This is a genomic window from Acidobacteriaceae bacterium, from assembly GCA_028283655.1.
GTDB lineage: Bacteria > Acidobacteriota > Terriglobia > Terriglobales > Acidobacteriaceae > Granulicella.
This window is the reverse complement of the sequence record JAPWKE010000001.1, coordinates 85,122-107,451: the sequence shown is the minus strand read 5'-3', so window position 1 is coordinate 107,451 and position 22,330 is coordinate 85,122. Positions and strand designations below refer to the sequence as shown.

Here is a 22,330-nt window from a genome sequence, read left to right as displayed (position 1 = left end):
GACCTGCGCGGCGGCAACACGAAGTTAGCTGCCCGCGATGGTCATGCCCTCAATGCGTACGGTAGGCACAGCGCCAGAGCCGCGGAAGTGAAGGTCGTTGGCAATAGCCGAGACGTTGCGGAACATGTCCTTCATGTTGCCCGCAATGGTGATCTCTTCCACGGGATACGCAAGTTCGCCGTTCTCGATCCACAGACCGGAGACGCCCTGCGAGTAATCCCCTGTGACGAGGTTCGTGCCAAAGCCCATCGTGCTTAGCACGTAGAGGCCGTTCGGAATGTCGGCGATGAGCTCTTCCGGCGTCATGCTCCCGGGTTCGAGAAAGTAGTTGCCGCCACCAATGCCCGGAGCGCCCGCCAGACCACGCGAGGCCTTCGCCGTCGTCTGCATGTTCAGCTTGCGAGCGGTGTAGGTGTTGAGCATCAACTCTTTGAGAACGCCGCGCTCGATGACGACGGAACGGCGCGAGGCAAGTCCGTCACCATCAAAAGGAGACGTGCCGTAGCCGCCCACCCGCAGAGCTTCGCCTGTCTTAGGGTCGGTGTGATCGAAGACCATCGTGCCGTCGTCGATCATCGTGATATTTTCGCCGGCAACCTGCTCGCCAAGTTTGCCCGCAAACATGGAGGCGTTGCGGTAAATCGCATCGCCATCGGCTGCGTTCAGCAGGTTTGCCATCAACCCGCGCGAAACGTCGGAAGAGAAGACCACAGGACACTGCTGCGTGGGAACACGACGAGCACCGAGCCGCCGAAGCGCACGCTGTGCGGCGATCTGACCAATCGCTTCAGGGTCTTCCAGTAGACGCGGCGTCCGCGACGAGGAGTACCAGGAACCCGTCTGCATTCCGCTGGTTTCATCCTGCGCAATCGGCACCGTCGAAAAGCCACAGTACGAGCGCCGATACTGCCCCTGAAAGCCGCGTGAGTTCGTCATCACACGACGCGAGGTGCTGAGGTCAAAGTCTGCGCCTTTGCTGTTCTGAATGCGTGCGTCGTACGCCATCGACGCCGCTTCGCAGCGACGAGCGATCTCGATGCGCTCAGCAGGTGGAAGCGAATCAACGTCCTCAAAGTAGAGCGCCAGCGAGTCAGCCTCGAGCGAGCCAAAGGCTTCACGCTCCGGCAGACCTGCGAACGGATCGACGCCCGTCACCCGAGCCAACTGCACAGCGTTTTCAACCACCGTACGAAGGCTATCTGCGGACAGATCCGACGTAGACACGGACGCCGTACGCTGGCCACCTTCGGCTTCGAAGAAGACTCGAATGCCGATCGCGCGCGAGCCCGATTCGGTAAGCTGTTCTACCTGTCCAAGACGGACGTTGACTGAGAACTCATCGCCTTCAAAGGCGACGGCCTCCGCATCGGTGGCGCCCGCTTTCAAAGCAAGCGCCACGGCTTCTTCCGTCAGATGCGAAAGCTCGACGGCAGACGTGGATTCAAGAGACGACAACGACCAACTCCTACGGTTTAGACAACAGGTGCAGAGGACAGGCGGGTGGCGCGGCCATCCGTAGCGTTCTGGAAGTGTGCGCCCAGCGCGCAGTACTCGGAGTCCATACGCACGCGGTGCTCAACGTGCAGGGTCATACCGGCAGCCATGTTGCGCTTATGCAGCTTCACAGCGCCGTGGCAGTCCTTGCAGCGGAACTCGGTGTCGCCATCCATGATCGCGTCGGCGATCGTCTTTACCTTCCAGAACGGTTCAAAACCAGAGCCGGAAGCACGCAGACGACGGCGCTTGACTTCACATTCGTACAGCTTCTCGGGAGTGAGAGTTGATTTGGTCGGCATAGAAAATCTCGTTTCCTGGTGCGGTTCAGGTACATGAATGAATCTTGTCTGAGGACTTGCAGAAACTTATTAGTTGGATGCCCGCATCAGCGGCCCGTGCCGCCTACCGTCATCCGATCAAGCTTGATTGTGGGCATCCCGACGCCTACGGGGACACTCTGCCCTGCTTTGCCGCAGGTGCCGATGCCTTCGTCGAGTGCCAGGTCGTTGCCGACCATCGAGACGTACTTCAACGCCTCCGGGCCGTTGCCCACCAGCGTTGCGCCCTTGACCGGCGCGGTCACCTTGCCGTCTTCGATCAGGTAGGCCTCGCTTGCCGTGAAGACAAATTTGCCGTTGGTGATGTCCACCTGCCCACCGCCGAAGTTCACCGCGTAGAGCCCACGCTTCACACTGCGCAGAATGTCTGTCGGATCGTCCTCGCCGTTGAGCATGTAGGTGTTCGTCATGCGCGGCATGGGGATGGCCTGGTAGCTTTCGCGACGCCCAGAGCCGGTGTTCGGCATCCCCATCAGGCGCGAGGAGAGTTTGTCGCTAAGGTAGCCGCGCAGGATGCCGTTCTCAATCAGCACCGTCTCCTGCGTAGCGTTGCCTTCATCGTCAATGTTCAGCGAGCCACGACGGCCAGCGATCGTGCCGTTATCGACGACCGTGACCTTCGACGAGGCAACCTGCTGCCCGATAAGTCCTGCAAACGCCGACGTTTTCTTGCGGTTGAAGTCCGCTTCCAGCCCATGCCCCACCGCCTCATGCAGCAGGACGCCGGGCCATCCCGGGCCGAGCACCACTTCCATGTCGCCAGCAGGAGCAGCAACGGCATTCAGTTGCAGCAACGCGGTGCGGGCGGCCTCGCGGGCGAAGTGCTCAGGCGTCTTGCCATCGAGGTCGAAGTGCTCGAGCGTGACTCGTCCACCGCCGCCAGAGGTGCCGCGCGCCGTGTTCTGCTCACCGGAATCGCTCTTGGTGTCGCGTGCGATGACGAAGACGTTGAAACGGGCCAGCGGCTGCGTGTCAGAGGCGAAGGTGCCGTCAGACGCCGCGATGAGGATGCGGCGCAGCTCGTCGTTGAGACCTGCACGAACCTGCACAATACGCGAATCGAACTCACGCGCGGCTTTGTCAGCGCGTTCGATGAGCTTGATTTTGGCTGCGATGTCGGCGTCCGCACTCCAGCCTGCGACAGGATAGAGCTGCGGCGTAATCGCTTCAGTAAAACCTTGCACACGTTGCGTTTGCGGGCCGTTCGCGATAAGCGCTGCGGTACGCGCTGCCTTCAACAGGCGATCGGCAGAGAGGTCATCCGTGTACGCGAAGCCGGTTCGCTCTCCGCTGAGCACACGTACGCCGCACCCGACGCTGATGCCCTGCGACGCGGTCTTGATGATGCCTTCGTCCATGCCCAGCGAGGTGGACGTGACGGCTTCGAAGTAAAGATCGGCGAACTCACCGCCTGCGGAAAGAGCTTCCCCAAGGCAGCGTTCGAGCAGACGCTCAGTCAGACCAAGCTTTTCAAAGAAGTAGCGCTTGTGGTCGAGAGTCTCAAATGGAACAGGGCGTGGTGCAGCGGCCATAATCCATTGTAAACGTGTGCGTTTGCCCGGACCTTAACGGCCGTGCGATGGGTCGGGCGAAGAAGCGATATCCATGTCGAGAAAGACTCCCGGAAAGCCCTTGGCGTAGCAGTTTCCGTCGGCCGCATAGGTCTGCGCGCAGGAGCGTGTAATCTCCGGCCTGCGCGGCGATTGGGCGTACTGCCAAGCGATCAGATCGGGCTCCCCGGCGGCCGAAAGCGGCTTCGCCGCAGCGGTGCAGCCGGGGGCGGGCGGACACTGGTCCTGAGCCGCAAACATCGCTATTTCATGGAGATGCTGCGCTTTCACGCGCGTGCGGATGTCCCGCACCGTGTCGATTGTCGTGCCGGGTTCGTCCGAAACAGGCTGTGCGCTGGCGTACACGCCGGGCTTGTAGCCGGAGGTCGCGACACCCTCCGTCCAGGCCAACAAATAAGCGGCCTGCTCGTCGAGCAAGCGCCCTCCTTCTTCCTGGTCGAGAAAAAGGATCGTTCCCGCAGGAAAACCTTCCACCTTCGCGGCAGCTACCGCGGCAGAGGCGTCTTTGCGACCAAGTTCCGCAGCCGCAGTTCCCTTCTTCTGCGATTTCAGGATCTCGGCGTCGAGACGGCCATTAAAGAGCACAAGGAAGCCCCAGCCCTGCCCGCGCAGCAACGTGCGCTTGCCGTGCCAGTTGTTCGACGTCGCACCCGGCGGGTTGTTGATCCAGAAACCGGTAAAGCCAAACTGCTTCCGCATCGCGGCCATCGTGTCATCGCCAGGGTAGTCGTTGCGGTCAAAGCCAAGATTCGGGTTGGCGCTGGTCGTTGCCGACTCGCTCGTTACGGGCACGGCTTTCGCCGTGGACGAGGTGGACTGGTCCCACGCCACCTCCCCTGCATCTTCCTTCGGCGCCGCAGCACGGGAGCATCCGGCGAGCAGCGAAAGCGAGGCAGCGAAAACGACGAGAGCAGAGGAGCGCATGGTCATCGTTGATTAGAGTAGCGCGAGCCAACGGAAGGTTGTGGACGCAAGTTACCGGAGCAGCGATAGACTGGTGCGCGAGCAACACAGAGATGAGACAACAGCGATGAGCGAAGCACGCGATCCACGGTATCCGGTAGGCCGGTTTGTACGCCCCGAAAGCATGTCCGCCGAAGAGCGCGAGATGGCCCTGAACACCATTGCCGAGATGCCGGAACAGATGCGTGCGGCGGTCGATGACTTGAGCGAAGAGCAACTCAACACGCCGTATCGCGAAGGCGGCTGGACGCTGCGGCAGGTCGTACATCATGTGGCCGACGCGCACATGGGCGGCCTGACCCGCGTACGCAAAGCGCTCTCAGAAGACTGGCCGGAGGTCTTTGCCTATGACGAGTCCGCATGGGCAAAGCAGGCCGACTACGACTCGCCGGTCGAGTGGTCGCTCGAGCTGATTGAAGCGCTGCACGCGCGGTGGGAGATGCTCTTTGCCCACGTACACGAGGACCAGTGGACAACGCGCGGCATCCTGCACCCGGAGCGCGGACGCATGTCGCTCGAGGTTCTGCTGGCAACGTACGAGTGGCACTCGCGACACCATCTGGCGCACATCACGCACCTGCGCACAGAACGCGGATGGTGATGATAGCGTAGCGAGTATGCCGCCGCCCCGAGTTCCTTCCGCGGAGAGTACTGTCACCACGCCTGCGTCCATCGCAGCCATCGTGCAGGCGTTCCTGGAACAACATGAAGAGGCTGCCTTGCTCGAAGAGGGCAAGGTCCTCTTCCAACTGCCTGATGCCACCATCACCGCCAAAGAAGAGCATGGGCGCTGCACGCTACAGGCGTGGAACGCCGAGCGCAACCTGGCGCGCGCGATCGTCTCAGTCGAAGAGCGTGCAGGCCGCCTGCGTCTGGCGTCCGCTCGGCTGGGACGCGAAGGAACGAAGCTGCTGGAGTTGACCGCGCGTGTAGAACGCAAAGCGCCCACGGCGAGGGCCTCCGTCCGAACGAAGTATGCCGCGAAGCTGGAGCGCGTGCTACAGCGAGAGTTTGCGCCAGCGAAGAGCGACGGCTTCCGCTCCGCGATGGACCTCGAGCGCTCGTTCGGCCCGGGCTATGCGCGTGGATGGATGAGCGAAGGCACACAGGCGTGGGCTGTCGTCGGCGTGGGAGAAAGTGAAAGTATAAGCACCGTCGACGGCGTGCTCACCGTCGGCATCCTTTGGCTACAGCACTGCCGCGAGCAGCTTGCGGGCAAGCGATCGTATCGCGGCCTGCGCGTCATCGTTCCCCGTGGCGCGGGGCAGCTTACACAAACCCGCATGGCGTGGCTCAATCAAGCAGCGGAGTGGGAGCTCTGGGAGTTGGACGAAGCCAGCGAAACGCTGACACCACTCGATCCCGAAGACGTTGGCAACGTGGCGATGCGGCTCATCCACCGTCCCGATGAGATACGTGCACGGGAACGCTTTGCCGACGCGATAGAGACGGTGAAATCCCTGCTGCCCGCAGGCGAAAATCAACGAGTGGAGGAGCATCTTCGCTCGTCGACCGAGCTTGCCTTCCTGCTGCATGGGCTGGAGTTCGCGCGCGCCCGCGTACGTGTGGCAGCACAAGGGTTTTCTCATGCCGTCGAGCTCAGCTTCGGCGCAGGAGCTGAAGAGACCGTACTTTCCGAAGCCACTCGCGCAAAGATTGCAGAGCTTGTCGCAGACCTCTTCGCACGACGTCGTGCCGCGCCTTCGCAGGCGGACTTCTCGCAGCGCCGCGCGATGACTCCGAGGATCGCGCCACAGGCTGAGGCCGCACACAGCCGCGCCCAGCCCGGGTTGCGACGACGTGGGCCGAGCAACCCGGCGCAGGACCCGCTGTACCGCGCAGCGCCAGAGCGTTGGCTCGAATCGGTGCTGCGTGAAACGCTGGCGCCGCTCACGCGCGGCCTCGCGCCGCAGCCCTCCGCGGCACAGGGAAAGCGTGTCCCCGATGCGAACGATGACGACAACATCGGCAACCGCTTCACGCCGGCTCCGCGAGAGCTTGCGTGGCAGGCGCGTGCGGAGCGTGATCGCCGCATCATCCCGCACTTCGACGCACGCTGGGTTTACTCCCAGGTGCCTGCGATTGCGGGCGCAGGAGATCGTGGGATGCTGGACCTGCTCGGCGTCACAGCGGACGGTCGGCTCGCAGTGCTGGAGCTAAAGGCCAGCGAAGATATGCACTTCGCGCTACAGGGACTCGACTACTGGATACGGGTGCGCGCGCAGCATCGTTTGCCCGTGGACATGCAGAGTGGCGTCGGCGAGTTTCAGCGGCACGGCTACTTCCCCGGAGCGCAGCTATCGCCGGAGAACCCGCGGCTATTCCTCGTCGCTCCCGCACTGCACGTTCATCCTGCGACTGAGATCGTTCTGCGTTATCTGTCGCCGCAGGTCGAGTGGCAACTGCTCGCCGTGGACGAACGCTGGCGCGAGAACGTGCGCGTGGTGTGGCGGCGCAGCAGTGCGAGTTCAAGCTCTTCGGTACGGTGAAAGAGTTTGCCGCAACCGTACCGTCAAAGACTCATCCAACCAAGCAAGGAGTTTCAGCTTATGGCAGCGAAGACATTTCGACTTGGCGGCGATCTGGAGATCAATCGCCTTGGTTACGGCGCAATGCGCATCACCGGCGAAGGGATCTGGGGCCCGCCGAAAGATCCTGAAGGAGCAAAGAAAGTACTGCGCCACGCCGTCGAACTGGGCGTGAACTTCATCGATACCGCAGACGCATACGGCCCGACCGTAAGTGAACCGCTGATCGGCGATGCACTCGCTCCCTATAAGCCCGGCGTGGTGGTCGCCACGAAGGCAGGCCTTACCCGCACCGGCCCGATGCAGTGGCATCCGGTGGGCCGTGCGGAGTATCTGACGCAGCAGGTTCACATGAGCCTGCGCTGGTTGAAGGTGGAACGCCTCGATCTCTGGCAGCTTCATCGCATCGACCCGAAAACACCGCTTGAAGAGTCGCTCGGCGCAGCGAAAAAGCTGCAGGACGAAGGCAAAATCCGTCATGTAGGCCTGAGTGAAGTCTCCGTCGAAGAGATCGAAAAGGCACGCAAGATCGTTGACGTCGTCAGCGTACAGAACGAGTACAACCTGACGACGCGCAAGAGCGAAGCCGTGCTGGAGTACTGCGAGAAGCACAACATCGCCTTCATCCCGTGGTTCCCTGTCGCTTCCGGCAAGCTGGCACAACCCGGCGGCAAGCTCGACACCTTCGCAAAGCAACATGACGCGACGGTCTCGCAGCTTTCGCTGGCGTGGTTGCTGCAACGCTCACCGGTCATCCTCCCCATCCCCGGCACCACGTCCGTTCAGCACCTCGAAGAGAACGTGAAGTCTCAGGAGATCACGCTCAGCGAAGCCGAGTGGGCAGAAGTTGAAGCAGCCACCAAGGGATAAACAAGCAGCAAGACAAAGCGAACGCCGCAGAACTCATTGAGTTCTGCGGCGTTCGCTTTTGGTTCTTATGATTCTGGCCGTGGCTACTGCTTGGAGTAGCTGAAGCTGGCACACACGTCGTGCGAAGTCTTCAGCGCATCGACCGAAAGGACCGGAGCCTGTGCGCCGCTGAAGACAACGAGGCCAAGCTGGGCACCGCTTCCCAGAACACCTGCGATCCACGTCGCATCGCGGTTGCCGCAAAGCGAGTTGCCGCCGAGCATCGTTGTGCTCGCCGGGATCGGCACCTTCGCCAGGAACGCAGCGATGGGCGCACCCTGCACCGTGTTGAAGCCCGCGAGAGCCGCCGTATCCGGCGCAGCAAGAGCATGAGCGCCGTCAATCACCACGACGCGCTCGCCGATACGCATGGTGGTCGAGCCGACGGTGACGTCGCCGGTGATGGCCATCGCGGTATTGCTGACCGCAGGCCACGTGCCAAGGAACTGCTGCGGCACAACCTCAGACTTCGGCGTAACCGAGATCGTCTCAGGAGCTTTTTTCTTGCACCCGGCAACGAGCACAAGCGAACAGGTGAGGGCGGCGACAGCGGAGAGGCGGCGTGAAGTCATAGCGAGCGGCAAAACCTTTCAAACGGGGTTCGATGCGAGTGTAGCGCGTTTACTTTGCCTGTTGCGAAAGAACTCAGCCCCAGGCTGCGGGCGTGGCATCGAGTTCGGCATCAGCCTCTACAGCCGCGGCCTCGGTCGTGCTGTTCAACTTGCCCAAACGATCACGCTCGGCGAAGAAGGCGTCGATCTTGTCGACAACCTCGGCCGCACGCTTGGATTCGAAGATTTCGCGACGCAGTGTTCCGCCGCCAGGTACGCCGTGCGTGAACCATGAGGCAAACTGCTTCATCCTGCCAATCGCGTCTCGCTGCGCACTCTCATGCACCTTACGCTGCTTCTTCTCGGCGTCGGTTTCGGCAAGGCCTTCAAACTGCGGATGCTCGTCAAGCTCTTCCATCAACCGCTCGAAGTAGTCGCGAATCATGCGGTAGCGATCAGCCTCGGTGGGCTTCGTGTAGGTGCCGTTCGCGGTGTACTCCGCAATCTGGCGGAAGATCCACGGATTGGCAGGCGCCGCGCGGCCGATCATCACGGCATCGCACTTCGTCGCTTCCACCATCGCCGCCGCATCTTCCGGCGTACGAATGTCACCATTACCGATAACGGGAATCTTCACCGCATCCTTCACGGAGGCGATCCACTCCCAACGCGCTTCGCCGGCGTAACCCTGCTCGCGCGTACGAGCATGCAGCGCGACGGCGTTCAGACCACAATCTTCCGCCATTTTCGCAAGCTCCACGCAGACGATGCTGGACTCGTTCCAGCCCATGCGGAACTTCACGGTGAACGGGATCGTCACGTTCCCGCGAACACGCTCGAAGATCTTTTGAATCAGCGGCAGGTCGCGCAGCAGGCCGGAGCCACCGTTGCATGCCACGACACGTTTCGCCGGGCAGCCCAGGTTCAGGTCGATGATGTCGAAGCCTGCATCCTGGCAGATGAGGGCGCTTTCCGCGAGCGTCTCAGGATTGGAGCCGAAGATCTGCGCCGAGATCGGATGCTCGTCGTCGTAATACGTCAGGTAGCGCTTGCGCTTGGTCTCGCGCATTCGCGACAAGCCATCCGCCGAGGTGAACTCGGTCATAATGAGCCCGCAACCTGAGCGCTCATTGGAGGTCGTCTGATCGACGTCAGCCGACGAGGTGTTCGCCGCAAACATCGAAGCGTTCTTGATGAAGCGACGGAAGATCGTGTCCGTGACACCCGCCATCGGCGCGAGCACGGTCGCGGGCGCAATGCGGACATTGCCGATGGTGAACTCAGCAGGAACATTCGTTTCGGGAGATGCCGGGTTTTGTGCCGGTGAAAACTTGTTTCTCCAGTATTTTTCGTCGTTTCCCATTCGTCAAACCTTTTGACACTTTCAAATAATGCGTAAAGAAAATTGAAATTTCTTTACATGTTCCGAGGATATGTAAAGAAAGCTACCGCGACGTATTCAAAGCCGCCAACATCTTTTCGTTTACATAGTAGACGTCACGGCCAACTCGGATCTCGTGCAAAAGACCTAGCTCTCTTAGCTTTTGCAAATATCCCGAAGCTGTTGGGCGGCTTACATCCAAAGCTTGCTCGATGAATCGAATTCGGCAATAGGGATTACTGAAGATCGCTTCAATAAGATCTTTGCTATAGGCATTTGGATAGCTGGCGCGGAATAGCACCCTGGCCTCGTCCATGAGGCGAAGGAGCGTCTCGATCAGTCTGCAGGTCTCCTGCGAGGTTTCTTCGACCGCCTTGAGCGTGAAGATTACCCAGGAGTTCCAGTCACCTTGCTCCGTTACCCCTCGCAACCCCGCATAGTATGCGGCCTTATTACGAAGAATGTAATGCGATAGATAGAGCACGGGAAGATCAAGCAGCCCCTTTTGCACCAGATAAAGGATGTTCAGAATGCGGCCCGTACGTCCATTGCCATCCGTAAATGGGTGAATCGCTTCAAACTGATAGTGCATGACCGCAAGCTTTACCAGCGGCTCAACCATATCCTCCGCATGGATGTAGTCGGTCAGGTTTGTCAGCTTCGCCTGCAGCAGGGTATCCCCTTCAGGAGGCGTATAAATAACCTCCCCCAGCGAAGACTTGAGGTTCGTCCCTGGAGTACTGCGGACACCGGCAGAGGTTTGGCGGATGATCCCCACAAGCTCTACGAAGAGACTTGGAGACAATGGGCGCTTACTGATTTGGTCGAATCCATACCAAAGAGCCTCTCGATAGCGGAGCACCTCCTTGGTCGCTGGATCCGTAGCTCCGTCCGCTGCCGCAGCTGCACGATAAAGCTCATCATTCGTTGTGACAATATTTTCGACTTCGGACGAAAGACGCGCTTCCTGCAGGACGATTCCGTTAATAAGCACACGCGGGTTCGGCAAACGAGCCGACGTGCCGCGCAGCCTCTCAAGCGCGCGAGAAGCCGCAATCACGTGCTTCAGAATCGCTACAGACTCCAGATCTACCGCAGGCGGCAGTTCTGGAAGATCATTATAAGGAAGATGCCGTTCGAAGGACATACGGACAAGCCTATAAGCAAAAGGCCCCCGCGCTGCGGAGGCCTTCGCTGGTGTTGGTTTTGCTGCCGAGTTACTTCGCGGCGGCTTCGGCCTTCTTGGCTTCGGTTGCAGCAAACTTGCGGCGGAAGCGGTCGATACGGCCGGCGGTGTCCACGAGCTTCTGCTTGCCGGTGAAGAAGGGGTGGCAGGCGGAGCAGATTTCAAGAACGATGTCGCCCTTGTGCGTGGAACGGGTCTGGAAGTTGTTGCCGCACGCGCAGCGCACGGTGGTTTCGTCGTACTGAGGGTGAATTCCCTGCTTAGGCATTGTGTTTTCCTTTAGCTCTCCTGCCCGAGAACGGTCCGCTTGCCGCAGGTCACAGTGCCTGGACATCGGTTTCCTGTCGCGCTCGGTGCTTGGGCCCTGACTCCCAGGGCTATAGGCGCTTCCATTAGTTTACCATCACGGGCTCCTCGGCCAAAGAGCCGCTACCTTTTGGAGCGGCGGCGGAGCCTCTCCCGCCTCCCGGCGCTCGGCCTTCTTTTCCTGCGTAGGCTTTCGTTTTGCGCGGAGCCCGTTGCGGGAGATACTAGGAGGGCGATGGAAGAGCTTTGCCCGATTTGCGAAGGCGCTGGAATGCGCGTGGTGGAACGCCCCAACGGCATCCGCATGGCCGAACAGTGTGTTTGCCGCGCAACCCGCAAGGCTGCGCGCATGGTCGAAGCTGCTCGAATTCCCCAGCGGTACGCGCACTGCACGCTGGAAAGCTATGAAACACTCGGCAACCGCTCGCTGAACGCCGCGATGGTGCAGGCACGCAACTTCGTGAAGGCCTACCCCTTTGAAACAGGCGGCAACGGCTTGCTCCTGACCGGTTCGATCGGAGTAGGCAAGACCCATCTCGCCGTCGGGATGCTGCAGGCGTTGATCGCCGAACGCGGCGCGCGAGGCCTGTTTTTCGACTACCGCGACCTCCTCAAGCAGGTGCAGAACAGCTACAACCGCTCGGTCGATGTCACAGAGTTGGAGATTCTGCAGCCCGTGTTTGAAGCCGAAGTGCTGGTGCTGGACGAACTCGGTGCCAACAAGCCGACCGACTGGGTCTGGGACACGGTCGCCCACATCCTGAACACCCGCTACAACGACCGCCGCACCACCATCATCACCACGAACTACGCGAACCAGGGGCCGCTCGGCTCAGAACTGAACGCGACCCGCAACGTGATGCGTGAGGAGTCGCTCGGCGACCGCATCGGCGAACGCATGCGTTCGCGCCTGCAGGAGATGTGCGTGGTGGTCGAGATGACCGGCCACGACTTCCGTCAGACGGTGAAGCGCGCCACCTTTGCCTAGGGCATTCCCGCTAGAATGGTCGGCATGAGCGCGATGTTTGCCAAGCCCAACTCCCGTCCTGAAGATCGTACATTTCCGACCACCGCTGTAGCGATTGCGGCCGTAGCCGTGGTGATTCTGGTGGCCGTCCTCGTGCTGCTGGGACGGCGGCACGGACCAGCCTTTGACCCAAGCAAGCCGCAACCCGCAGCAGCCTACGCGACCAATCTGGAAGTCACCGACCTGAAGATGAGCCAGTCGGACACGATGGCTGGCGGCAAGGTGCTCTACCTCGACGGCCATGTAACGAACAAAGGTCCGCAGACGGTGAACGGGATTACCGTGCAGGTGCTCTTTGGCAACGATGCCAACATGCCGCCCGAAGTTAAAACAGAAGACATGCAGATTATCCGGATGCGCGAACCCGAAGTGGATGCGGTTCCCGTGAGCATGGCTCCGCTGGCCCCGGGGGCTGGAGCGGATTTTCGCTTAATCGTGGAGAACGTTTATGACAACTGGAATCAGCAGTTGCCAAAGCTGACAGCCATCGTCGTGGGAACGAAGTAAGGCTGGCCGAAGAAAGAAAAGGCCACGACGCCAAGGTCGCGAAGTTTCGCCACGAGATCTGAAGAAAAGTGAATATCAAGGAACGCGAAAGGCCCAGCCGGTGATGGCTGGGCCTTTTCCTGCGGTACTGATCGCGTAGCGGCTATTTGGCTGCGGCATGAATCGCCAGCAGCGTTTCGAGCAGAGGCTTCAGGTTGTTCAGATGCAGCGCGTTCGCTCCGTCGGACTTCGCCGCAGCCGGGTTCTCGTGCACCTCGAGAAAGAGGCCGTCGACACCCGCAGCCACCGCAGCCTTCGCCAGTACGGGGATGAACTCGGGCTGACCGCCAGAGGTACCGTTGTTGCCCGAAGGCGTCTGCACGGAGTGCGTTCCGTCGAAGATGACCGGAGCATAGCCACGCATGATCGGCAGCGAGCGCATGTCGACGACGAGGTTGTTGTAGCCAAAGCTGGCACCACGTTCCGTGAGGGAAACGCGCGTGTTCCCGCTGTCGACAACCTTCTGAACAGCGTGCTTCATATCGCTGGGAGCGACGAACTGCCCCTTCTTGATGTTGATCGCACGGCCGGTTTCCGCCGCGGCGATCAGCAGATCGGTCTGGCGGCAGAGGAACGCCGGGATTTGGAGCAGCGCCTCAACATCGCCAAGCTCCTCCGAGGCCTGCGTGGCCTGCTCGGGCGTATGGATATCGGTGAGCACCGGCACGCCGAGTTCCTGCCCAACAGCACGCAGGATGCGGCAGCCCTCGATAAGCCCGGGACCTCGGAACGAACTGATCGAGGTGCGATTGGCCTTATCGTACGAGGCCTTGAAGACGTACGGAAGGCCGAGATCCGAGGCGATACGCGCAATGGAAGCGCCGAGGGTGCGGGCGTGCTGTTCGCTTTCGAGGACACAGGGGCCGGCGATGAGGAAGAGCTTCGGAGAACCAACCTGGATCGGTCCGAGGGTGAAGGCATTCGAGTGCATAAAGAGAGTGTACCGAGAAAGCGAAACGGCCTGCTTGCGCAGGCCGTTTCGAGGTTTCAGCTAAGCTACACCGATCATTTCGGGTAGACGTAGGAGTCAGCGTGGCTACCGTTCGCAACCGAGGTAATGCAGCTAGGCTCGGTAACACCGGTGAACGGCGTGTTCGCGACTGCGGTGAGCGTACCGTCTTCACTGCGAAGCTGGGCACCCGAGATCGAGTTATCCAGGTAGTTCGAGGTGTAGAGGTAGTTACCGACGGAAGGATCAACCGTCACACAGTTCGGGCCGGTGGAGGTAGAGAAGCTACCCACTGCCGCGATGCCACCCAGCGAACCATCAATATGATTGATGGTGAAGCCGGATACCGTGTTTGCGTTGTAGTTAACCGCGTAAAGATACTTGCCACGCGGGTCGATGGTCATCGACACCGGGTACAGACCCGTGGTGAACGGACTGGAAGACAACGTGCTGAGAACGCCTGTGCTGGCGAGTTGGAAGCCCACGATCTGGTTCGAGGTCTTATCCGCTACGTAAACGTAGCGCGAAGAGGGCTCCGCGATGACGAACGACGGATTCACACCAGACGAGATCGTCGGAGTAGCGAGCGGCGTAAGAGCGCCGGTCGTCGTATTCATCTGGTACTCGTACGTGATGCCTGCCGTCGGCGTGCTCTGTTGAGCCGTGATGTAGACATACACGTTGTTGCCGGTGGTTGAAACAGGAATCGTAACGGTAATGCCTATCGGGTTCACGATCGAACCGCTGACCGAAGGGGTCAGGTTCAGGTTCGTCGGCGTGCCCAGCTTGCCGGTCGTGGTGTCGATCGGGAAGATGCTGACGCCACCGGAACCGAGCGACTGGGGACCGTAGCCGTTCTGATACGTGTATGTCACGTAGAGGAACTTGCCGGTGGAGTCGATCGCGCTGCCCGCCGGATACGTAGCACCCGAAGCCAGGTTGACCGTGTTCAAGCCATACAGCTTGCCGTCCGTACCGATGGAGAAAGCCTCCACCTGTGAGTTCTGGCTTCCGCCAACCACGTAGAGCGACTTGCCGTCCGGCGAAGCGATCGCGCGGGTCGGGTTCGTCAGCTGCGAGGCGAAGGGCGAGCCAGAGATCTGGGTGAGGATGCCGCTCTGGTAATCGACAGCGTAGGCCCCGATGGTTCCGTTGGAAGCCGAGGGCGCATAGACATAGGCGGCGATGTAATCGCGGCTGCAGGCGGAAAGGCCGAGGGTCATCGCGAGCGAAAGCCCGGCAGTCATCACGGTCTGGCCCAGCTTGGAGAACTTCATGTGCTTCCTTGCGTGTTGCTTGAGATGAAGTAGGCCGGACGAGGAATCCGGCGAGTTTTGTGTCTCGCCACGGCCTTGTTTAGAGACCGTGGCGTTGATTTTGAAACGATTTACGTTAGTCAACCGAACCGGAGATTGCGAGGCACTGGGCCTGACCGGTGGCTGTAAAGGTCGAGCCACGAGTGAGAGCGGAGATGATACCCGTTGTGGTATCGATCACCTTGCCCGTTACGGTTCCAGTGTCGTGATCCGACGTGTAGAGGTACTGGTTGGTCGGATCTTCTACCAGGCAGGTCGGATTCGAACCCACGGACCAGGGTGCACCAGCGATAGCCTGAAGCTGGCTGTTGGTCTGGTTGATCGTGAAGCCCATGATCGAGCTGTACGTGATCGTCGGCAGGGTCGAGGTCGTCGACTGGTTCAGGACATAGAGGTACTTGCCTGAGCTGTCGATGATCGAGTACTGCGGGTTCGCGGTACCCAGCGCTGCCATGCTGAACGTACCGCCGTTGATCGCGGTCAGCGAGCAGGTGGACGAGATCGAGTACAGGGCAACCGTGTTTGCGGTCGAGTCCGTGATGCTCATCAGCGTGCTGTTGCCACCGATCGACGAGATATTCGCCGAAGAGAGCTGAACCGCACCGTTAGTAGCAACAACCAGCTGTCCGCTCGAGAACGTGTACGGCAGGATCGTGTTGTTGTTGTTGATGAAGAGGCACGAGCCCGTCGACATCATCTTGAACGGTGTCGGGATCTGGAGGGAAGAGCTGCCAACCTCAAAGTAGGTCGACGCGGCTGCACCGTTGGCTACCGACTGCGTGTTCTGCACGAGGTACAGGCGGCCGGAAGAGCTGTCTACCGAGTAAGCCGTGACAGAACCGTTGCCGTCGCCGGAAGGCGAGTACTGATCGAGAACGTAGAGGTAGTTGCCCGTGGAGTCGAATGCCATCCACTTGCCCTTGAAGCCCTGCGTCACGTAGCTCTGCTGGAAGGTGAGGACACCATCGCCACCGACAGAGAAGACGCTGACGTTGCCGTTGGTCCAGTGCTCCTGGCAGGCTACGGTGTCTGCGGTGCAATCAGCAGGCAGAGTGCCCTGGTTCAACACGTAGACGTAACGTCCGCCGGTCTTCACCTGAATAGCGACGGGAGTGCTTCCACCCGAAGTAAACGGCTGATGCGGAGTCTGCGTCAGGTTGCCGGTGTAATCATCCACCTTGAACGAGGCGACCTGGTTATATTGCTGACCCAGGACCCACAGAAATGCGACAGTACCACCACCGCAACCCGTCATGCCAAGGCCCAGCGTCAGTGTTGCGAACAGAGCCAATGCAAAACGGCCAGACAAACTCAACTTCATGCGCTTCCTTCAATCACCCGTGCCAAGTGCCCGTATCGGGCACAGAGAGCCCGGGGAAACCTTGCTCGGGGAGGAGTACAAACCTACATCCGATTGTAGATGCGGTAAGGGTTTTCTGCCAATTTTCAAAGGTCAGAAGCAAAAGAAAAACCGAGACCGCCGGGAGTTCCGGACGGTCTCGGTTGTGGATTCAGCGGCTTACCAGACGCGGCAGCCACCGTTTGCGGGACGCATGGGCGAGCCCACCTTGCAGCCAAACGCCTTGCCGAACTCGTCAAAGTTCTGCACGGAACCGTTCGTACGCCACTGGCCAGCCGAGTGCGGATCGACCTTGGCAGCCATGCGGCGGCTCTGTTCGGTCGAGTTTTCGCACCAGACCTGACCGAAGGCGAGGAAGAAGCGCTGCTCGGCTGTGTAGCCGTCGCGCTTGCCGTCGACGTAGCCAGGCAACGCCTTTTCCTTGTTCTCCGCGATCGTCTTCTCCATCGCCTGGAAGGAGATACGGAGGCCACCGTTATCAGCGGTGTTCTCGCCGAGCGTCAGACGGCCGTTCAGCTTCTGGTCAGGAGCGACTTCGAAGCCCGAGTACTCATCTGCGAGGCAGCTGGTGCGGGTTTCGAACTTCGTCTTGTCCTCTTCGGTCCACCACTGGCGAACATTGCCGTGCAGGTCATACTTGGCGCCCTGATCGTCAAAGCCGTGAGTCATTTCGTGGCCGATCACCACGCCGATACCGCCGAAGTTTACGGCTGCATCGAGCGAGTGGTCATAGAAGGGAGGCTGCAGAATGCCGGCCGGGAAGTTGATGTTGTTCTGCGAGGGCGAGTAGTAGGCATTGACCGTCGGAGGCGTCATGCCCCACTCGGTCGTGTCCACCGGCTTGCCGAACTTATTGAGGTTGCGGCGGTCTTCGAAGACGCCAACACGCGTCTCGTTGCCGACAAAGTCATCACGCTTGACGACGACCGAGGAGTAGTCGCGCCAGTGCTGCGGATAGCCGATCTTGTCGACGATCGCGTTCAGCTTGTCGTGTGCCTGCACCTTGGTGTCCGAGCTCATCCAGTCGAGGTGGTCGATGTCCACCGACATGGAAGCTTCGAGCGCCTTGATCAGGTGCTCCATGTTGTCCTTGGCTGCGGGCGGGAAGTACTGCTTTACCCAATCCTGGCCAACGGCTTCGCCGAGCGCGCCGTCGGTTTCCTGTACGCAACGCTTCCAGCGAGCTTCAGGCTCCTTCTGTCCAGCCAGCGTGCGGTGGAAGAAGTCAAAGTTCTCGTCTTCAAACGGCTTGGAAAGATCAGCCGCAGCGCCGTGCAGAACGTGCCAACGCATGTACGCCTTCAGGGCGGGAAGGGGCTCGGTGGTGAGCACCTGCTGCACGGTCGTGACGTAGCCGGGCGAAGAAACGTTCATCGTCTTCGCCTGTGCCATGTTGATGCCGACCAGAAACTTCTCCCAGTTGTAGACAGGCGACTGCGCCTCGGCTTCGGCGATGGTCATGATGTGATAACGCTTGGCCGGGTCACGCATTTCGACGCGAGCCATCGAGCCCTTGGCCAGTTCGGTTTCGATGCGGAGAACGTCGTCAGCTTCCTTGGCCGCAACCTCGGGCTTGTCGCCGGCGAGTACGAACATCTTCTTGATGTGCTCGACGTACTTCGCACGGAGAGCCGTTGAGCGAGCATCATCGTTCAGGTAGTAGTCGCGGTCGGGAAGCGAGAGGCCGCCCTGACCGGTCATCAGAATCTGTTGCGAGCTGTCCTTCTGATCCTGCCCAACGCCAACGTTGAAGAAGAAGGCGCGGCCGTGGGTGTTCACGAGGTGAGCGTTCAGCTCGCTGAGACCGGCAACGCTCTTCAGAGCGTCGATCTGGGCGAATTGAGGATCGAGGGGCTTGATGCCGAGCGAGTCAATCTTCTCGGTGTTCATGCAGGAGGCAAAGTAGTCGCCGTACTTCTTCTGCAGCGGCGTCTTGGGCGCGTCTGCGGCAGCCTTCATCTCGGTGTAGAGCGAGTAGACGTTGTAGTCATGCAGCTCATTGAAGCGACCGAAACGGGTCTTATCCGAGGGAAGCGGATGCTCCTTGCGCCAGTTGCCGCAGGCGTACTGATAGAAATCCGTGCAGGGGTCGGCGGTCTTGTCGATACCGGCGATGTCGAGCAGGATGGGCTTGGGTGGAGCGGTGGGCGCGGACGCACTCTGCGCCACGGCGGCGGAAACGCCGAACGCGGCGAGCAACGACAGAACTGCAATAGGACGCATGAAAGCTCTCCTCGGAAATACGCGAATAAGTTTCGCTAATGAGGAGGATACGAGGAAACAGCGTGGGAAGTTGCAAAAAAGGGCGAAGAGGGCAAGGACAAGGGTCCAGGGTTTAGCTGAAGGCGTCGCTCGTGCCGGAAACCATGCTGACGCTAAACGGCGAGGCTGGCATACCTGCCAGCCTCGCCGTTTGGATTTCTAAACCCTGAGCCCTACTGGCCTGCAGCTAGAAGATCTTCATGTGGATCGTCAGATACTTCTTCGGGTCCTGACGAATCGCGGTCACGAGGTCGGTGGAGTTTTGCAGCAAGCCGTCGAGGTGCTTGTAGGCTGCATCATCCGTAGCCAGCTTGCCGAGTGTTCCCTTACCACTGTTCACGCCACTCAATAGGTCGTCGAGGCCAGTGACCGTGTGGTCCAGCTTGCGGGCAAACGCCGGGTCCTTCGTCAGCAGACCAAGTGCACCCTTGCCGTGGTCAGCGTCCGCGAGCATCGAGTTCAGGTGCGTGAGCGACTCGTTCAGGTTGTTGTAGAGCGAGTCATCCGTCAGCAGCTTGCCCGCAGAGCCCTTGCCCTGCTGCAGGCCGCTCGCAATGGTGTCGAGCTTTGCGGCGGTCGAGTCGAGATGATTGTAGAGATCGTTATCGTGGAGCAGTTTGCCTGCGGAGCCGTGCCCCGAGTTCAGGTTCGCGACCAGCGTGTGCAGATCGCGCGTGGTGGCGTTCAGATTGTCGAACATCTCGCGGTTCTTGAGAAGCTGCCCCGCAGTGCCCTCGCCGTTCTGGATGCCATCGACGATGGCGTTCAGCTTGCCCAGCGTCCCGTTCAACGTCTGCAGCGTAGTTTTCGACTCTGACATAACCGCCGAGATGTCGTCGGTGTCCTGCGAACGCAGCGTCATTCCACTCTGTAGCCCAGGGCCGACGGCGTGGGTGCTGTCGAGGTTCACCACGGTGTCGCCGACGAGGCCGACCTTGGTGAGCGAAGCGATCGTGTCCACACGCAGGCTTTCGCTGTAGCGCGGGCTCAGCTTCATCTGAACGTGGACGGGCGCGAGTTTGTGCGCCGGGTCGGTAGAGATGATGACCGACCTGACCTCACCGATGGTCACGCCTTCGAGCTGGACTTCCCCGCCCTTCTTCAGCCCGTTGGAGCTGGAGAAGTAAGAGTCCACGTGGATCTTGTGCGAGAAGACGCTCATGCCGGAGGCGCTGCTCATAAGGAAGAGCAGAATGCAGAGCAAGACGACGGATCCCATGACGAGTAATCCGACCTTGAGCTGCGACCACTTTACTTCCTGCTGGCTGGGCATAAGCCTCCCGTGGGGTTGTATTTACTGCTGCGAAGCAGGGTGTCCCTCTACTTAGAGAACGGAAGAGGGGTTTTGGCTGCTTTCTTTCCACTGTATCGCGAAACAGATAGAGCGTAGGGGGTAGAGGGTGGGCCGTAGATAGCTGGGTGTCTTTGGTCGGCTATCACGAGCTTCGTTTTTTGCGCTCTAATCCTCGGCCACGACGATGGCGATCGCCTCAGTACGGGAGTGCGAGAGGCTCAGCGAGAGACGGCGGATACCGAGGCGGTCAGCGATTTCTCGCGCCCGCCCGTGCAGAACGAGTTCAGGACGCTGACCCGGCAGGCGGGTCACCTCAAACTCTCGCCAGTTCACTCCTCGGCTGATGCCTGTGCCGAGGGCCTTGGCGCCGGCCTCCTTCGCTGCAAAACGCGCCGCGTAGCTTTCCCCGGAGGTCTTCACCTTGCGCTGGCAGTAGGCGATTTCGCCCGGAGTGTAGACGCGGTGAAGGAAGTTTTCGCCAAAACGGGCAAGAGAACGCTCGATGCGTTCAATTTCGATCATGTCCGTGCCAACTCCTACGACCATTTCCACCTCCTCACCCTCTGCCGGAGCAAAGCGCTGAGACGAGTGTAGCGGTTGCAGCCACACGTTACGGAGACATCAGGAGCTCCGATGAAGAGGAAGTGGCAGAACCGGGAGTCCCGTTTCCGCCCTTTGCCATCAACCGTATGCCGACACCTATCAGCCCATCTCCGGCGAACTCTCTCCAGCCAAACGCGGAGCGTAATCGCACGCCGATGCTGGAGCTAGAAGCCTTCAGCTACGACGAGCGCAGGAACGTGCTGCCCGGGGTCGTGGAAGCGCTGGAAGCCTGCGGATGCTGGGTTCTGGAGAAGAGAACCGTCTCCGTTACGGACGTCCTGCTGCGCGTCGAGATGCTCCTGCGCGACTCCGTCGGGCTGTACTCGTCGCTGATGGCGTCCGGGCTGGAGATGACGCGCAGCAGCCATCTCGGGCTGACCGAGCTCTGCACCCTGCGGTCGTGGAAGCGAGGCTCCGGCGAGCCCTTTCGCATCGTGGAGCTTTGGCTGAAGGTGAGCTTTCTGGATGAGCTGAACCTTGCCAGCGCCCTGATGCCGGGAGCAGGCGAGGCCTGAGCCGGAAAGCGCAGGATGCCCCGCTCCGGTACACTGCAGAAGTCGCTATGAGCACTCCTTCTCCGATCATCGAAGCCAAAAACATCAGCAAGACATACCGTTCCGGCAAGCTGGAAGTTCCAGCTCTGAAGGACGCGAGCTTTTCCATCGAGCGTGGAGAGTTTGTAGCGATTGTGGGGCCGTCAGGCTCTGGTAAATCGACGCTCTTCTACATTCTGGGCGGATTGACCTCGCCCACGAGCGGCTCGCTGCGGATTCAAGGGCAGGACATCTCCCAGCTCAGCGACGGCGAACGCACCAAGCTTCGCCGCGCGCATATTGGCTTTATCTTCCAGCGCTTCAACCTGCTGCCGACGATTTCGTCCTACGACAACATCGAGCTGGCACACACCATCGCCGACACCGGCAAGCCGTTCGACAAGGACCTGCTCAACCACCTTTCGGGAATGCTGGGGCTGACCGACCGCTTGAAGCATCGTCCGAACGAGCTCTCCGGCGGTCAGCAGCAGCGTGTCGCGATCGCTCGCGCACTCATCACGCGCCCTGCCATCGTGCTGGCCGATGAACCTACCGGCAACCTGGACACGGAGAACTCCGCTGCCGTGCTGGCCATGCTGCGCGAGAGCAGTCGCGAGATGAAGCAGACCGTGCTGATGATTACGCACAACCCCGAAGCCGCGCAGATCGCCGACCGCATCATCACGATGCGCGACGGCTTCGTGACCGGAATCGAAAAGGCACGCGGCAGCCTGTAATGTGTACGCTGCTGATGGCGATTGCGCTGACAGCCCCTTTGCTGGGCTCCAGCATGCCCCAGCAGACAAGCCCCGGCAGCGAAAAGCTGGACCTTAACTCCGCTTCGATCCAACAACTCGTGATGCTGCCCGGCATGGGTCACGAGTACGCTCGGCGAGTGATCGCCGGGCGACCTTATACCGCCAAGAATCAGCTGGTTACCCGTGGAATTCTGCCCGCCGACGAGTATGGGCGGATCTCTGCGCTGGTGATTGCCCACAGGCCAAAGCCTGCTGTGGAAAAATAAAGCTTCGCGACGAGCCAAAAGTGTAGACGTGGGTGTACTATTTGCGTCGCAGCAAACAAGAGCTAGCCCTGCGGCCCGTGCTGAGAGAAATCTCGCCCGCCGCGGGGCTGATTTTTTGCTATCAGCATCACTGCCCTGCATCCGACCAGCTGGATAGGCCAGCGACGCGCCAAACAACAGCGAAAT

At 60.3% G+C, this 22,330-nt stretch carries 22 protein-coding genes; 8 read left to right on the top strand and 14 right to left on the bottom strand.

All coding sequences use genetic code 11. From position 1 onward, the window contains the following. Positions 1–24 precede the first annotated feature (24 nt). The 4 genes from PW792_00480 to PW792_00465 form a co-directional block, all read right to left on the bottom strand. On the bottom strand, positions 25–1,455 hold the full coding sequence (locus PW792_00480; protein ID MDE1160400.1) for a TldD/PmbA family protein: 1,431 nt from the start codon (positions 1,453–1,455) through the stop codon (positions 25–27). A 17-nt stretch (positions 1,456–1,472) separates the two neighbouring features. Next, positions 1,473–1,796 (bottom strand): hypothetical protein, encoded by a 324-nt coding sequence (locus PW792_00475; protein ID MDE1160399.1) that lies wholly within the window; start codon positions 1,794–1,796, stop codon positions 1,473–1,475. An 86-nt stretch (positions 1,797–1,882) separates the two neighbouring features. Then, on the bottom strand, positions 1,883–3,367 hold the full coding sequence (gene tldD / locus PW792_00470; protein MDE1160398.1) for a metalloprotease TldD: 1,485 nt from the start codon (positions 3,365–3,367) through the stop codon (positions 1,883–1,885). 33 nt (positions 3,368–3,400) lie between these two features. Continuing rightward, positions 3,401–4,330: a DUF1906 domain-containing protein gene (locus PW792_00465; protein MDE1160397.1), complete on the bottom strand. Its 930-nt coding sequence runs from the start codon at positions 4,328–4,330 to the stop codon at positions 3,401–3,403. 106 nt (positions 4,331–4,436) lie between these two features. Here PW792_00465 and PW792_00460 point away from each other — a divergent pair, with 106 nt between their 5' ends. Genes PW792_00460 through PW792_00450 form a run of 3 tightly spaced genes read left to right on the top strand, consistent with a single transcriptional unit; the run spans position 4,437 to position 7,767 of the window. Further along, entirely contained in the window at positions 4,437–4,970 is a 534-nt protein-coding gene (locus PW792_00460) for a putative metal-dependent hydrolase (GenBank protein MDE1160396.1), read from the top strand. Between the two features lie 16 nt (positions 4,971–4,986). Then, the gene (locus tag PW792_00455; GenBank protein MDE1160395.1) at positions 4,987–6,858 is read left to right on the top strand and encodes a hypothetical protein; all 1,872 of its coding nucleotides are present in this window, start codon (positions 4,987–4,989) and stop codon (positions 6,856–6,858) included. Between the two features lie 60 nt (positions 6,859–6,918). Then, positions 6,919–7,767 carry an aldo/keto reductase gene (locus tag PW792_00450; GenBank protein MDE1160394.1) on the top strand — a complete coding sequence of 283 codons (849 nt, stop codon included), beginning with the start codon at positions 6,919–6,921 and terminating at the stop codon, positions 7,765–7,767. An 83-nt stretch (positions 7,768–7,850) separates the two neighbouring features. On the opposite strand, the gene PW792_00445 is transcribed toward PW792_00450, so the two are convergent. The 4 genes from PW792_00445 to rpmE form a co-directional block, all read right to left on the bottom strand. Next, positions 7,851–8,378 (bottom strand): hypothetical protein, encoded by a 528-nt coding sequence (locus PW792_00445; protein ID MDE1160393.1) that lies wholly within the window; start codon positions 8,376–8,378, stop codon positions 7,851–7,853. A 73-nt stretch (positions 8,379–8,451) separates the two neighbouring features. Further along, positions 8,452–9,720 (bottom strand): tRNA dihydrouridine synthase DusB, encoded by a 1,269-nt coding sequence (gene dusB, locus PW792_00440; protein ID MDE1160392.1) that lies wholly within the window; start codon positions 9,718–9,720, stop codon positions 8,452–8,454. A gap of 82 nt (positions 9,721–9,802) precedes the next feature. Continuing rightward, positions 9,803–10,885: a Fic family protein gene (locus tag PW792_00435; protein ID MDE1160391.1), complete on the bottom strand. Its 1,083-nt coding sequence runs from the start codon at positions 10,883–10,885 to the stop codon at positions 9,803–9,805. Between the two features lie 70 nt (positions 10,886–10,955). Next, positions 10,956–11,192: a 50S ribosomal protein L31 gene (gene rpmE / locus PW792_00430; GenBank protein MDE1160390.1), complete on the bottom strand. Its 237-nt coding sequence runs from the start codon at positions 11,190–11,192 to the stop codon at positions 10,956–10,958. 273 nt (positions 11,193–11,465) lie between these two features. Between rpmE and PW792_00425 the strand changes: the two genes are divergently transcribed. Together PW792_00425 and PW792_00420 are read left to right on the top strand one after the other, a co-directional pair. Beyond that, positions 11,466–12,218, top strand: a complete 753-nt coding sequence (locus PW792_00425) for an ATP-binding protein (protein MDE1160389.1) — start codon at positions 11,466–11,468, stop codon at positions 12,216–12,218. Between the two features lie 24 nt (positions 12,219–12,242). Next, positions 12,243–12,764, top strand: coding sequence for a DUF2393 family protein (locus tag PW792_00420; GenBank protein ID MDE1160388.1), 522 nt, complete (start codon positions 12,243–12,245; stop codon positions 12,762–12,764). Positions 12,765–12,906: 142 nt separating this feature from the next. Here the strand turns inward: PW792_00420 and kdsA are convergent, their stop codons facing one another. From kdsA to acpS, 6 genes are all read right to left on the bottom strand, one after another. Beyond that, complete coding sequence (gene kdsA, locus PW792_00415; protein ID MDE1160387.1) at positions 12,907–13,734, bottom strand: 3-deoxy-8-phosphooctulonate synthase; 828 nt, start codon at positions 13,732–13,734, stop codon at positions 12,907–12,909. Positions 13,735–13,808: 74 nt separating this feature from the next. Beyond that, positions 13,809–15,029: a beta-propeller fold lactonase family protein gene (locus PW792_00410; protein ID MDE1160386.1), complete on the bottom strand. Its 1,221-nt coding sequence runs from the start codon at positions 15,027–15,029 to the stop codon at positions 13,809–13,811. A 115-nt stretch (positions 15,030–15,144) separates the two neighbouring features. After that, complete coding sequence (locus tag PW792_00405; protein MDE1160385.1) at positions 15,145–16,389, bottom strand: beta-propeller fold lactonase family protein; 1,245 nt, start codon at positions 16,387–16,389, stop codon at positions 15,145–15,147. Positions 16,390–16,587: 198 nt separating this feature from the next. Continuing rightward, complete coding sequence (locus tag PW792_00400) at positions 16,588–18,651, bottom strand: M13 family metallopeptidase (protein ID MDE1160384.1); 2,064 nt, start codon at positions 18,649–18,651, stop codon at positions 16,588–16,590. 226 nt (positions 18,652–18,877) lie between these two features. After that, positions 18,878–19,963, bottom strand: coding sequence for an MlaD family protein (locus PW792_00395; GenBank protein ID MDE1160383.1), 1,086 nt, complete (start codon positions 19,961–19,963; stop codon positions 18,878–18,880). Positions 19,964–20,149: 186 nt separating this feature from the next. Next, the gene (acpS, locus tag PW792_00390) at positions 20,150–20,530 is read right to left on the bottom strand and encodes a holo-ACP synthase (protein ID MDE1160382.1); all 381 of its coding nucleotides are present in this window, start codon (positions 20,528–20,530) and stop codon (positions 20,150–20,152) included. Between the two features lie 98 nt (positions 20,531–20,628). Between acpS and PW792_00385 the strand changes: the two genes are divergently transcribed. The 3 genes from PW792_00385 to PW792_00375 are packed head-to-tail and all read left to right on the top strand — an operon-like array spanning position 20,629 to position 22,144. Then, positions 20,629–21,102 (top strand): hypothetical protein, encoded by a 474-nt coding sequence (locus tag PW792_00385; protein MDE1160381.1) that lies wholly within the window; start codon positions 20,629–20,631, stop codon positions 21,100–21,102. A gap of 47 nt (positions 21,103–21,149) precedes the next feature. Continuing rightward, a complete protein-coding gene (locus tag PW792_00380) occupies positions 21,150–21,857 on the top strand; it encodes an ABC transporter ATP-binding protein (GenBank protein MDE1160380.1) in 708 nt (235 codons plus the stop codon). Beyond that, complete coding sequence (locus PW792_00375) at positions 21,857–22,144, top strand: helix-hairpin-helix domain-containing protein (protein MDE1160379.1); 288 nt, start codon at positions 21,857–21,859, stop codon at positions 22,142–22,144. The genes PW792_00380 and PW792_00375 overlap by 1 nt, the downstream gene beginning before the upstream one ends. Positions 22,145–22,330: the final 186 nt, after the last annotated feature.

What these genes read in the sequence shown, in the direction of transcription:
- PW792_00395 (MDE1160383.1), bottom strand. Translation starts at nt 19,963, where the DNA reads ATGCCCAGCCAGCAGGAAGTAAAGTGGTCGCAGCTCAAGGTCGGATTA.
- PW792_00450 (MDE1160394.1), top strand. Translation starts at nt 6,919, where the DNA reads ATGGCAGCGAAGACATTTCGACTTGGCGGCGATCTGGAGATCAATCGC.
- PW792_00460 (MDE1160396.1), top strand. Translation starts at nt 4,437, where the DNA reads ATGAGCGAAGCACGCGATCCACGGTATCCGGTAGGCCGGTTTGTACGC.
- PW792_00410 (MDE1160386.1), bottom strand. Translation starts at nt 15,029, where the DNA reads ATGAAGTTCTCCAAGCTGGGCCAGACCGTGATGACTGCCGGGCTTTCG.
- dusB (MDE1160392.1), bottom strand. Translation starts at nt 9,720, where the DNA reads ATGGGAAACGACGAAAAATACTGGAGAAACAAGTTTTCACCGGCACAA.
- PW792_00425 (MDE1160389.1), top strand. Translation starts at nt 11,466, where the DNA reads ATGGAAGAGCTTTGCCCGATTTGCGAAGGCGCTGGAATGCGCGTGGTG.
- PW792_00400 (MDE1160384.1), bottom strand. Translation starts at nt 18,651, where the DNA reads ATGCGTCCTATTGCAGTTCTGTCGTTGCTCGCCGCGTTCGGCGTTTCC.
- PW792_00475 (MDE1160399.1), bottom strand. Translation starts at nt 1,796, where the DNA reads ATGCCGACCAAATCAACTCTCACTCCCGAGAAGCTGTACGAATGTGAA.
- rpmE (MDE1160390.1), bottom strand. Translation starts at nt 11,192, where the DNA reads ATGCCTAAGCAGGGAATTCACCCTCAGTACGACGAAACCACCGTGCGC.
- PW792_00375 (MDE1160379.1), top strand. Translation starts at nt 21,857, where the DNA reads ATGTGTACGCTGCTGATGGCGATTGCGCTGACAGCCCCTTTGCTGGGC.
- PW792_00445 (MDE1160393.1), bottom strand. Translation starts at nt 8,378, where the DNA reads ATGACTTCACGCCGCCTCTCCGCTGTCGCCGCCCTCACCTGTTCGCTT.
- PW792_00435 (MDE1160391.1), bottom strand. Translation starts at nt 10,885, where the DNA reads ATGTCCTTCGAACGGCATCTTCCTTATAATGATCTTCCAGAACTGCCG.
- PW792_00380 (MDE1160380.1), top strand. Translation starts at nt 21,150, where the DNA reads ATGAGCACTCCTTCTCCGATCATCGAAGCCAAAAACATCAGCAAGACA.
- PW792_00455 (MDE1160395.1), top strand. Translation starts at nt 4,987, where the DNA reads ATGCCGCCGCCCCGAGTTCCTTCCGCGGAGAGTACTGTCACCACGCCT.
- PW792_00420 (MDE1160388.1), top strand. Translation starts at nt 12,243, where the DNA reads ATGAGCGCGATGTTTGCCAAGCCCAACTCCCGTCCTGAAGATCGTACA.
- kdsA (MDE1160387.1), bottom strand. Translation starts at nt 13,734, where the DNA reads ATGCACTCGAATGCCTTCACCCTCGGACCGATCCAGGTTGGTTCTCCG.
- acpS (MDE1160382.1), bottom strand. Translation starts at nt 20,530, where the DNA reads ATGGTCGTAGGAGTTGGCACGGACATGATCGAAATTGAACGCATCGAG.
- PW792_00405 (MDE1160385.1), bottom strand. Translation starts at nt 16,389, where the DNA reads ATGAAGTTGAGTTTGTCTGGCCGTTTTGCATTGGCTCTGTTCGCAACA.
- tldD (MDE1160398.1), bottom strand. Translation starts at nt 3,367, where the DNA reads ATGGCCGCTGCACCACGCCCTGTTCCATTTGAGACTCTCGACCACAAG.
- PW792_00465 (MDE1160397.1), bottom strand. Translation starts at nt 4,330, where the DNA reads ATGCGCTCCTCTGCTCTCGTCGTTTTCGCTGCCTCGCTTTCGCTGCTC.